This is a genomic window from Commensalibacter sp. B14384M2, from assembly GCF_016101865.1.
GTDB classification, from domain to species: domain Bacteria; phylum Pseudomonadota; class Alphaproteobacteria; order Acetobacterales; family Acetobacteraceae; genus Commensalibacter; species Commensalibacter melissae.
This window is the reverse complement of sequence record NZ_JACFPS010000001.1, coordinates 231190-242415: the sequence shown is the minus strand read 5'-3', so window position 1 is coordinate 242415 and position 11226 is coordinate 231190. Positions and strand designations below refer to the sequence as shown.

The 11226-nt window shown below is 38.9% G+C and carries 8 protein-coding genes; 4 read left to right on the top strand and 4 right to left on the bottom strand.

Annotation, left to right across the window (positions count from 1 at the left end):
- Positions 1 to 31: 31 nt before the first annotated feature.
- Positions 32 to 439: a hypothetical protein gene (locus H3R33_RS01125; RefSeq protein ID WP_110438375.1), complete on the bottom strand. Its 408-nt coding sequence runs from the start codon at positions 437 to 439 to the stop codon at positions 32 to 34.
- Positions 440 to 472: 33 nt separating this feature from the next.
- The gene (locus H3R33_RS01120) at positions 473 to 634 is read right to left on the bottom strand and encodes a hypothetical protein (protein ID WP_155565769.1); all 162 of its coding nucleotides are present in this window, start codon (positions 632 to 634) and stop codon (positions 473 to 475) included.
- A gap of 271 nt (positions 635 to 905) precedes the next feature.
- On the opposite strand from H3R33_RS01120, the gene H3R33_RS01115 reads away from it, so the two are divergent.
- The 4 genes from H3R33_RS01115 to H3R33_RS01100 all read left to right on the top strand — a co-directional run bounded on the left by H3R33_RS01115 (position 906) and on the right by H3R33_RS01100 (position 10105).
- Positions 906 to 2093, top strand: a complete 1188-nt coding sequence (locus H3R33_RS01115; protein ID WP_198184558.1) for an efflux RND transporter periplasmic adaptor subunit — start codon at positions 906 to 908, stop codon at positions 2091 to 2093.
- Between the two features lie 65 nt (positions 2094 to 2158).
- The gene (locus H3R33_RS01110; RefSeq protein WP_198184557.1) at positions 2159 to 5314 is read left to right on the top strand and encodes an efflux RND transporter permease subunit; all 3156 of its coding nucleotides are present in this window, start codon (positions 2159 to 2161) and stop codon (positions 5312 to 5314) included.
- On the top strand, positions 5311 to 8580 hold the full coding sequence (locus tag H3R33_RS01105) for an efflux RND transporter permease subunit (protein ID WP_198184556.1): 3270 nt from the start codon (positions 5311 to 5313) through the stop codon (positions 8578 to 8580). The genes H3R33_RS01110 and H3R33_RS01105 overlap by 4 nt, the downstream gene beginning before the upstream one ends.
- Positions 8558 to 10105: an efflux transporter outer membrane subunit gene (locus tag H3R33_RS01100; protein ID WP_198184555.1), complete on the top strand. Its 1548-nt coding sequence runs from the start codon at positions 8558 to 8560 to the stop codon at positions 10103 to 10105. Before H3R33_RS01105 ends, H3R33_RS01100 begins: the two co-directional genes overlap by 23 nt.
- Positions 10106 to 10451: 346 nt before the next feature.
- Here H3R33_RS01100 and H3R33_RS01095 read toward each other — a convergent pair whose 3' ends face one another.
- On the bottom strand, positions 10452 to 10631 hold the full coding sequence (locus H3R33_RS01095) for a DUF1328 domain-containing protein (RefSeq protein WP_110438380.1): 180 nt from the start codon (positions 10629 to 10631) through the stop codon (positions 10452 to 10454).
- Between the two features lie 163 nt (positions 10632 to 10794).
- Positions 10795 to 11220 carry a 50S ribosomal protein L17 gene (rplQ, locus tag H3R33_RS01090; RefSeq protein WP_155567183.1) on the bottom strand — a complete coding sequence of 142 codons (426 nt, stop codon included), beginning with the start codon at positions 11218 to 11220 and terminating at the stop codon, positions 10795 to 10797.
- Positions 11221 to 11226: the final 6 nt, after the last annotated feature.

The window sequence follows — 11226 nt, the reverse complement described above, 5'->3', positions numbered from 1 at the left end:
TTAAGCCTAAATTTTAAATTTAATTATTAGTTTATTTACATTTACGATGTTTACAACAACATTTAAACATCCTTGATAAAAATGTTCCGGCAATCAAAGCGATAACCAATGCTGCAACAGGACGGTTCCGAATGAAATTCATCAAGCATTCCATTTTTCCCTCAGAACCATATAGACGCGAAAATTCATTATCGGCAACACCCGCAAAATCCTCAAAACGTTTTCCTTTTTGATCAGATGCTTTATTTCTTAAATCCTGGCCTTTTTCTCTGGCCTGGTCCGCGACGTTTTGAACCTTGTCTTTTAATTGATCAATAGTATCCTGTTTTTTATCCTGGGCACGAGAAAAGGCATCCTGTGCTTTATCTTTGGCATCATCAATCGAGCTGCCAATTTTTGCACCAACTTCCCTTAAAGTATCTTCCATATTCTTTGACATTGTTCCCTCCTTAAAAAAAGGATTGCAATCTTATCATTTTTTTATGTTTTTAAGTGTATCTTTTGCTTCGTTTTTCACCGATTCATAATTTTGTTTGGCATGGTCAACCGCGTCCTTTAATTTTGCCTTTCCATCCGTTAATGTATTTTCAATTTTTTCAGCAGTATTTTTAATAAAATCTTTTACATTACTCATATTATGCACCTTTTATAATAACAATTCATAGACTATTGGTAATTATGACAACTCCAAACCAAAAAGTCTATAAAATTATCAATCACTTAGATTACAATACCGCTTTTTAGAGATATAAAATCTCCAGGGTTAAGGAATATTAAAAAATGAAGTAATTAACTTTAATATTGATTAAATTCTGCAATGATTTATTTTGTCACAATTAGTTTTGTTATTTTGATTTTTAATTATATAAATTTAGATATTGCCATTAAAAATAAGTTTCTTGCATATGACTTTACCCCAAAATACAACAAATTCTGATAAATCTCACTCACGTTTGCATCCATGGTTAAAAATATTTTTATATATCGGTCTAATAGCTGTCATTATTGGGGTGGCATATCGTTTTTATGGTGTATTTTCATCAACTTCCGAGCATTCCCATTATGTTGTTGAACAACCCGTTGCAGCAACAATTGTAAAGAAAAGCCATCTACCTGTTATTCTAACTGAACTTGGAACAGTCGTTCCCATTTCCAATGTTACCGTACAAACACGAATTTCCGGCTATTTACAACAAGTATTTTTCACGGAAGGGCAATTGGTTAAGAAAAATGATTTACTTGCCCTTATTGACCCACGTCCCTCAGAAGCTTTGAAGGCACAATATGAAGGCAATTTAAAAGCCGACACGGCCTTACTGCAACAGGCAAAATTGGATAATAAGCGCTATCAAACCCTTCTAAAACAAAACAGTATCGCCCCCATGACGGCTCAAGATCAGCAATATAAGGTTGCCCAGCTTGAAGGACAGGTCAAAACAGATCAGGCCCTAATCAAACAGCAAGAATTAAATCTTATCTACTGTCACATCCGTGCACCTGTTGACGGTCGCATCGGGATCAGACAGGTTGATGCGGGAAATTATATTACCGAAGGCCAAAGCGGAGGATTGGCCACTTTAACCCAGATGACCCCCATGTCGGTTATTTTTACCTTACCTGAAAATCAATTGGGCATTGTCTTGGAAGCTTTGAAAAATAAAAAAGAACTAACCGTTGAGGCTTGGAACACCGATAATACGACCAAACTTACCACAGGAAAAACAAGCGTGATAGACAGTCAGATTGACACATCAACAGGAACCGTTCGGTTGAGAGCCATTTTTGAAAATAAAAACTGGGAGCTTTTTCCAAACCAATTTGTAAATGCCCATTTACTAGTTAAGATTATTAAAGATGCTTTGATTTTACCAAATAATGCTATTCAAACAGGACCAAATGGTTCCTTTGTGTATGTTATTCAAAAAGATTCAACGGTTAAAATACAGACAATCAAAACAGGATATAATGATGGTGAACATACGGTTATAACCACTGGTTTAGTTGAGAATGAAAAAATAGTCACTGACGGAATTGATACTTTACATGAAGGTTCAAAAGTCTTCATTCCCGAAAATACGCAATCTTCTGAATAATAATTAACTTGAAAATCATAACAGTTTCCTAATTTTATCAAGTTTATAAATAAATCGAGATTTTTATGAATCCATCACGCCTTTTTATTTTGCGCCCCGTGGCAACAACCCTGCTTATGATTGCCATCATGATCTGCGGAATATTAGGCTATCGTTTCTTACCCCTGTCCGCGTTACCTGATGTTGACTATCCAACAATAACCGTTTCAACATTTTATCCAGGGGCAAGTCCGGATGTCATGATGACCTCGGTCACAGCACCATTGGAAAGTGAATTGGGATCCATCCCTGGATTAAATCAAATGATTTCCCAATCCTCTGGAGGGGCTTCAGTCATCACGTTACAATTCAATCTTTCAGTCTCCATGGATGTCGCGGCCCAGGAAGTGCAAGAAGCGATCAATCAGGCCAACTCCCTTTTGCCCACTGATTTGCCTGCACCTCCTGTTTATGCAAAAGTAAATCCTGCTGATACACCTATCCTTACGCTTGGCATTACTTCAAAATCTCTACCCCTGACCGAGGTTGAGGATTACGTTAATAACAGGTTGGCCACAAAAATAAGCCAGATTAATGGGGTAGGACTGGTTACCCTATCAGGAGGACAACGTAAGGCAATCCGTGTACAAATCAATATTCCTAAAATAACTTCATATGGAATTGATCTGGACAGTATCAGAACAACAATCGGTAACGTTAATGTCAATTCCCCCACCGGAAATTTGGATGGCCCAAAACGCGCCGTCACCATCCAGACCAATGGACAAATAAAAAATCCAGAACAGTTACTTAACCAAATTATCGCCTATAACAATAATGGACCTGTTCGATTACGTGATGTGGCCACTGTCATAAACGGGCCAGAAAATAGTCAATTGATGGCATGGGCAAATAAAACACCAGCCTTGATTTTAAATGTACAACGACAACCCAAGGCGAATATCATCTCGGTTGTTAACAATATCAATGAAATATTACCACAATTAAAAAAATCATTGCCTTCAGGTATAACATTAACGCCATTGACCGATCGCACGACATCCATTCGCGCTTCAATTCATGATGTAAAATTTGAGCTCATTCTGTCAATTATCTTGGTTATTTTGGTCATTTTTATCTTTTTAAGAAATATTTCTGCAACAATTATTCCCAGTCTTTCCGTTCCCCTATCCTTGATCGGAACCTTGGCGGTAATGTATCTTTTTAATTTCTCACTAGATAATTTATCCTTGATGGCATTGACAATAGCGACCGGTTTCGTTGTGGATGATGCAATTGTTATGATAGAGAACATTACACGATATATCGAAATGGGTGAAAACCGGATTCAAGCCGCTTTAAAAGGGTCAGAAGAAATAGGGTTTACAATCATATCGCTTACGATTTCTTTAATCGCTGTCCTTATCCCTCTATTATTCATGGGGGATATTATTGGTCGTTTATTTTACGAATTTGCAGTTACCCTGTCTATTACAATCATCATATCCGCCATTGTTTCCCTAACCTTGGTTCCAATGTTGTGTGCGCATATTCTGACCGAAATCGAAAAAAAACAGAACAACTATTTTTTTGATCGTGTGATAGACAGAATAATAGAATTTTACAATACCGGACTACAATTTGTCTTCAAACACCAGCCTCTAACCTTATTTATCACCTGTTGCACCTTTGTCATAACCCTCATAATGGCTTACTACATCCCCAAGGGTTTCTTTCCCGTTCAAGATAACGGTATGGCACAAGGCATATCCATCATGCCTCAAAATGCCTCGCTGAAAGCGGTCACAAACAAGCAAAAAGCTCTGGCAAACACAATTTTAAACGATCCAGACGTGGATAACCTTTCATCATTTATCGGCATTGACGGACAGAATATGACCCTTAATCAGGGACGTTTCTTGATCAATTTGAAAAACCGAAAGGAACGTAAAACATCTATTGAAAAAACAATCAAAAGAATAACCCGGGCATCAAAACAGATTGTTGGAACACAACTTTATCTTCGACCCATACAAGATCTCTCGCTAGAAACAACTTTTTCAGCCACCCAATACCAACTTTTGATCGAAAATCCGGATTACAGGCAACTTGAACTCTGGGTACCTAAAATTGTTAATCGTCTGCAAAAAGAACCTGCCCTTTCCGATGTCTCCTCAAACCTGCAATCACAGGGATTGGTTGCCAATATCACCCTTGACCGTGCCACAGGTGCTCGTTATTCCATCACACCTCAAACAATTGATAATGTTTTATATGACTCTTTTGGCCAACGCCAAATTTCCACTATTTTTACAGAATCAAACCAATACAGGATCATTCTGGAAGCCGATCCAAAATTTCAAAAACATTTGACCTCTTTGAACCAGCTTTATCTTCCCGGAATAAATGGCAACAATTCCGCTTCAACTTCTGGTCCAACAAGAAATCCAACCTCTGGTCTGGTTCCTTTATCCCAGGTGACAAGAATCACTCATGACACTGCACCCCTTCTAGTCACCCACTTCGGTCAGTTTCCAGCCATATCGATTTCTTTTAACATCAACAAGGGTCATTCCCTGGGGGAGGCAACACAAATCATCAATTCCATCCACAAGGAACTGAATCTTCCCTCAAGCTTCCAGGTCAGTTTTCAAGGAATAGCGGCTGCATTTGAAAAGAGCCTTAAAAATGAATTGTTTCTTGTTATAGCGGCCATTATTGCTGTTTATATTATCCTTGGCATTCTTTATGAAAGCTTCATTCATCCCATAACTATTTTGTCAACCCTTCCCTCGGCCACGATTGGTGCACTATTTGCACTATGGATTGATGGATGCAACTTAGATATTATGGGAATTATTGGCATCATTCTATTAATTGGAATTGTCAAAAAAAATGCCATTATGATGATTGATTTTGCGCTGGAGGCTGAAAGGAAAGACAAGAAATCCTCACTGGAGGCAATTCATCAGGCAGCACTTCTACGGTTCAGGCCCATTCTGATGACAACCCTGGCGGCCATGTTGGCGGCTATTCCCATGATGCTGGGAACAGGAACCGGATCTGAACTAAGGCATCCTTTGGGTATCAGCATTTTTTGGGGGCTTCTTGCCAGCCAATTGCTCACTCTTTTTACAACTCCCATTATTTATCTATATATGGAAAGACTTAAAAACTGGGGACATCATTTTTTTTCATCATTATCCAATCACCAACCAATTGATGAAAAACCTGAATCATGAATATAGCAAAACCCTTTATACAACGGCCTGTTGCAACAATTTTACTCACAGTTACATTATTTCTAACAGGTATACTGGGTTACGAATTATTACCGGTTTCTGATCTCCCCAACGTGGATTTTCCTGTAATCATGATACGTGCCCAACAAGCGGGCGGCACACCAGAGGAAATTGCCAGCTCGATTGCTGCACCATTGGAGAGAAGGCTGGGACAGATACCTGGCACCAATGAAATGACCTCACAATCAACCCAAAACCAGGTCAGGATCATTTTACAATTCGATCTTTCCAAAGATATCAATAATGCGGCAAGGGATGTAGAAGCCGCCTTACAAGCGGCACGTGCCGACCTTCCCTCTTCGATGCGTTCCAATCCATCCTATTTCAAGATGAATCCCTCCACCTCTCCCATCATGATCTTGGCCATGACATCCAAGACCAAAACCTTGCCACAGCTTTATGATTATGCGACAACTGTTTTGCAACACCAGCTCTCAAGTATCAAAGGGGTCGGGCAAGTTGAACTGGGGGGAAGTTCACTACCGGCAGTCAGAATTGAACTAAACCCGCATGCTCTTTACAAATACGGTATTGGATTTGAAGATGTCAGGGCGGCACTGGCATCAACCAACGCTCATACACCCAAAGGTTTTATTGAGGAAGGTGACAAACGCTATCAATTAGCAACCAATGACCAGGCAACAAAGGCTGAAGCCTATCGAAACCTCGTAATTGCATATAGAAATCATGCACCTGTCATGTTAGAGAACATCTCAACAGTAAAAGACGACGTTGAAGACTTACATCATGCGGGATATTATAACGATAAACGCTCCATCATTCTGGTTATTTTCCCTCAAGCCGGTAGTAATGTCATCAAGACAACCAGTTTGATTCATAAAAAGTTATCATTGATAAAGGCAGCCTTACCTACCGATGTGAATCTGCACATTGCCATTGATCGTTCAACCACAATCAGGGCCACCCTGTTTGATACCCAAATGACATTGGTCATATCTATTGTTCTAGTCATAACGGTTGTTCTGGTTTTTCTAAGAAACATTCGAGCCATTATTATTCCTGCCGTTGTTTTGCCAGCCTCCATTATCTCCACATTTGCCATTCTTAAATTATTGGGTTATTCACTTGATACGTTTTCCTTAATGGCGCTAACCATCGCAACCGGCTTTGTCGTGGATGATGCCATTGTTGTGCTGGAAAATATAAACCGGCATTTGGAGAATGGTATATCTCCCAAAGCTGCCGCTTTATATGGCGCAAAGGAAGTCTCGTTTACGGTAATCTCGATCACTATATCTTTGATTGCCGTGTTCCTGCCGATATTGCTGATGGGTGGTTTGATAGGAAAATTGTTTCATGAATTTGCCATGACCCTTTCCATAACCCTGATTATTTCGATGATCCTTTCCCTGACCCTAACTCCCATGATGTGTGCCTTTATTCTTATGCGACACCAAGGAAACAATAATAAACGGGGATATAAAATTAATCATTATTTTATAAAATTATTTGATTATTGTGATCAACTCTATCAAAGCACTCTTTCGCACATCCTTAAATATCCCCTTCTCGTTGCCCTATCAATTCCTGCAACGATTATCCTTATGATTTTCCTTTTTATAACCATGCCTAAAGGTTTCATGCCTAATGAGGATATCGGGGTTTTGTTATGCCATCTTCAGGGCGATCAATCCATTTCCTTTCAAAACATGAAAGAAAAAATCCAGTTTGTTCAGAAAATACTTATAAATGATCCGGATATTGCATCCATTTCCTCCTTTACTGGAGGCAAAGCGGTCAATCAGGGAAATATCTTTATTTCCTTAAAAGATAAAAAATTACGAAAAAACAATATTTTTGAAACTCAAGCGCGACTTTCTAAAAAATTACAAAATATGGTTGGCGCGAAATTCTATATTTTCCCTCCCAATATATTACATGTAGGCGGGCGTTCAAGTAACGCAAACTATCAATATACTTTACAATCAGATTCCTCTAGCGAATTATATAAATGGATGCCCAAACTTGTTGAAGCACTAAAAAAGCATCCCGGTATCATCACAGATGTCTCTTCCGATGTCCAACAGGGAGGTGAGGCAATCAATATTGATATTCTTCGGGATACAGCCGCACGAGTTAACTTAACACCACAACTTATTTCAAATACGTTGTTTGATTCTTTTGGACAGCGTGCCGCTTCAATTATTTATAATCCGTTAAACCAATATCGGGTCATTATGGAAACGGATCCGCGTTACGCCCCTCATACCGGTGTCTTGAATCAGGTATGGGTCAGTGTTGCAGGAGGATCACCCGGTGGCGGAACCGTATCAAATACAATCCGTGTCAAATCGAATGCATTTTTAAGTCAAGAGGATAAAATCGAGCAGGAAAACTTTAGAAACCAGATCGCGAATAGACTTGCCGGGGGTAATGGTGCATCCAATGGTTCAGCTGTCTCCACCAATCATGAAACCATGGTCCCATTATCTTTTGTCACTAACCAGAACAAAGCATTGACCTCATTATCAGTCAATCATCAGGGTATGTTCGTTGCCGCGACTTTATCATTTAACTTGGCAAAAGGAAAATCACTGAGCGATGCCATTCAGCTCATCAAAACGGAAACCGTCAAAATTCATTTACCAAAAAATATAGCAGGAAGTTTTTCTGGCAATGCAGCCCAGTTCCAGAGCAGCATCAAAAATAATATCATTATCATATTTGCCGCAATTGCCGCCGTTTACATTACACTGGGTATATTATATGAAAGCTACATCCATCCTTTAACAATTCTATCCACCCTTCCCTCGGCAGGTGTTGGCGCATTACTGGCGCTTGATCTGTTCGGGGAAGAATTTACTATTATAACCATGATTGGCATTATCCTACTTATTGGGATTGTCAAAAAGAATGCCATTCTTTTGGTTGATTTCGCTATCAAGGCAGAAGAGTCAGAAAACATGGATACAAAATCAGCAATTTTACTAGCATGTAAATTACGTTTTCGTCCTATTCTCATGACTACCGTTGCAGCTGCATTTGGTGCAGTTCCTCTTATTCTTTCCAATGGATATGGTTGCGAGATCAGACGTCCACTTGGAATCGCGATTGTAGGGGGTTTAGTGGTCAGTCAGGCTCTGACCTTGTATACAACCCCAGTAATTTATATCTATATGGATCGATTACGACATAACCGTCTGTTAAAGAGACTATTTTTTCATGGGGGACAACAACGTGCATAATAGGGGCATCAACCTGTTCTCCTTACGATATGTGGGGATCACTTTCTTTTTTTTGCTAAGCGGCTGTATGGTTGGACCAAATTATCATCGCCCTGCTCCAATCATTTCACAACGGTTCAAGGAATTAAAACCAGTTAACGGATGGCAGACAGCCAATCCCAGTGCCGCCGCCTTTCCTAAAGGGGAATGGTGGACTATCTATAATGATCCTGTTCTTAATCAGCTGGAAGAACAGGTTGATATTTCCAACCAGAATTTAAAACAGGCAGAAGCAAATTATCGTTATGCGCGTGCCTTGATTGACCAAACTAAGGCAGCTTTATACCCAACATTAAATCTTGGCACGAATTTTGACCGTCAAGGTAACGGAGGTGGTGCAAGAAGCATCGGTAATGGGGGCGGAAATATTAATTATTCATCCGGAATGACAAGAAATACTTATGCATTACAAACCTCTGCAAGCTGGGATCTCGATCTTTGGGGAAAAATACGACGTAACACGGAAAGCCAGGTAGCAGCTGCACAAGCCAGTGCCGCAGATCTTGCCAATGCAAGACTATCTTATCAAAGTCAGTTGGCCCAGACCTATTTTAACTTGAGATATCAAGATTCATTAATCGATTTATTGCAAAAAACCGTTAAAGCCTATGAGCAATCCTTAAAAGTAACTCAGGATCAACATAATGCCGGTGTTATTGAACCCACGGCATTATTACAGGCACAGACACAGCTTGAGCAAACAAAGGCACAATTGACTGCTGCAGGTATTTCTAGATCCCAATACGAACATGCTATTGCCACTCTAATTGGAAAGCCCCCGGCAAATTTATCAATTCCTCACGGTATTTTAAATGACAACATACCTCAAATTCCAGTAGGTGTTCCATCCATTTTATTACAAAGAAGGCCTGATATAGCTTCAGCTGAACGCCATATGCAAGAAAAAAATGCCCAGATAGGAGCTGCTATTGCAGCATTTTTCCCCGATGTAACCTTATCAGCCAATTTATCTTATAGTGGTAATCCGGTGGGCAGCCTTGTTCAAGTTGCCAACCGCATCTGGTCTTTGGGAGCATCCGCTTCAGAAAACTTGTTTGATGGCGGGGTAAGAAGTTCAATGGTCAAACAGGCAGAGGCACAATATGATGCTTCTGTGGCTCAATATAGGCAAACCATTCTTGCAGCCTTGCAATCCGTTGAGGATCAACTATCTAACCTTAATATCCTGGACGATCAAAAAATCCAGCAACAAGCAGCGGTTGAATACGCTCACAAAACCCTTAAAGTAGCCCTGGCACAATATATGAGCGGCACTCACGATTATACCACTGTTGTAACTCAACAAGTCGCTTTATTAAATAACCAGCAAACAGCTCTTGGAATACGGCAACAGCAAATGGTGGATAGCGTCTTGTTGATCGAAAACCTTGGAGGTGGCTGGAAGGATGATCGATTGCCAAGCAAATCCTCTTTAACCTCCAATATACCTTTTATACCTCCTGTATTACAGCAAAACAAAAACTAGCTCTATTATACAAAAAATGAAATTATTTTAATAAATAATAATTTGTTAGTGATTTCATTTTTTCAGAAACAAGGTTTTTTAATTTTGAACAATATCCAAAATCTTAAAATATTTGATTTAAAATCAAACATGTAAAATATATTAAACTATCATAAAAAAAAATTCACAAAATAAAATTGGTTCTTATAAAAAGCCAATATTTAATACATTTTTTAATCAATGATATTTTAAGCTTAATACTGCGAACTCATTCCCTGTCTTTGTTTCATGTCCCTAAAAAATGACAAACAAATCAATTATTTTAACATATCACTAAAAATAATTTACAACTCAACATCTCAAGAAATTAATTATTAAGTAATTTTCTTCCAACCAAAAACGCAAGAATAAAAAATAAAAAAGCGAATAACAGTGCAATAAAAAATATAATCTTAGCAATACCTGCTGCTATAATTGCCACACTTGTAAAACCAAGAAGCCAAGCCAATAAAGCAATTAAAAGACAAATAAATGCAATTTTAAGCATATCCCGGCTCTCCTTTTCAATCTATTCCAAGATTCTTCCAAAAGCCTAACGCATTAACATATATTTTTTTTACAACTTAATTATAATCCCAATTTTGTTCATTACAAACAAAAAAAGAGATAGAAACCTATCTCTTTTTAAAAATCAAAAGGGTATTTTAATATTATGCAGCTAACTCGTCTGAATCTTCATCAGTGGGCTTTGGTCCACTGTCAAGCCCTTTTGCATTTACATCACGTTCAATAAATTCGATAACTGCCATATCAGCAGCATCACCATAACGGACACCCGCTTTCAACACACGCAAATATCCACCTTGACGCGATTTGTAACGATCAGCAATAACAGAAAATAACTTAGCAACAATAGTCTCGTCACGCAACATGGCATAAGCCTGTCTACGTGCATGCAAATCACCACGTTTTCCCAATGTCACAAGTTTCTCGACAACTGGACGTAATTCCTTAGCTTTTGGCAAAGTCGTTGTAATCTGTTCATGCTTAATTAATGCAACGGCCATATTTCTGAACATTGCAAGGCGATGCGATGAAGTCACACCCAATTTACGGCCGGATATACCGTGACGCATAATTTC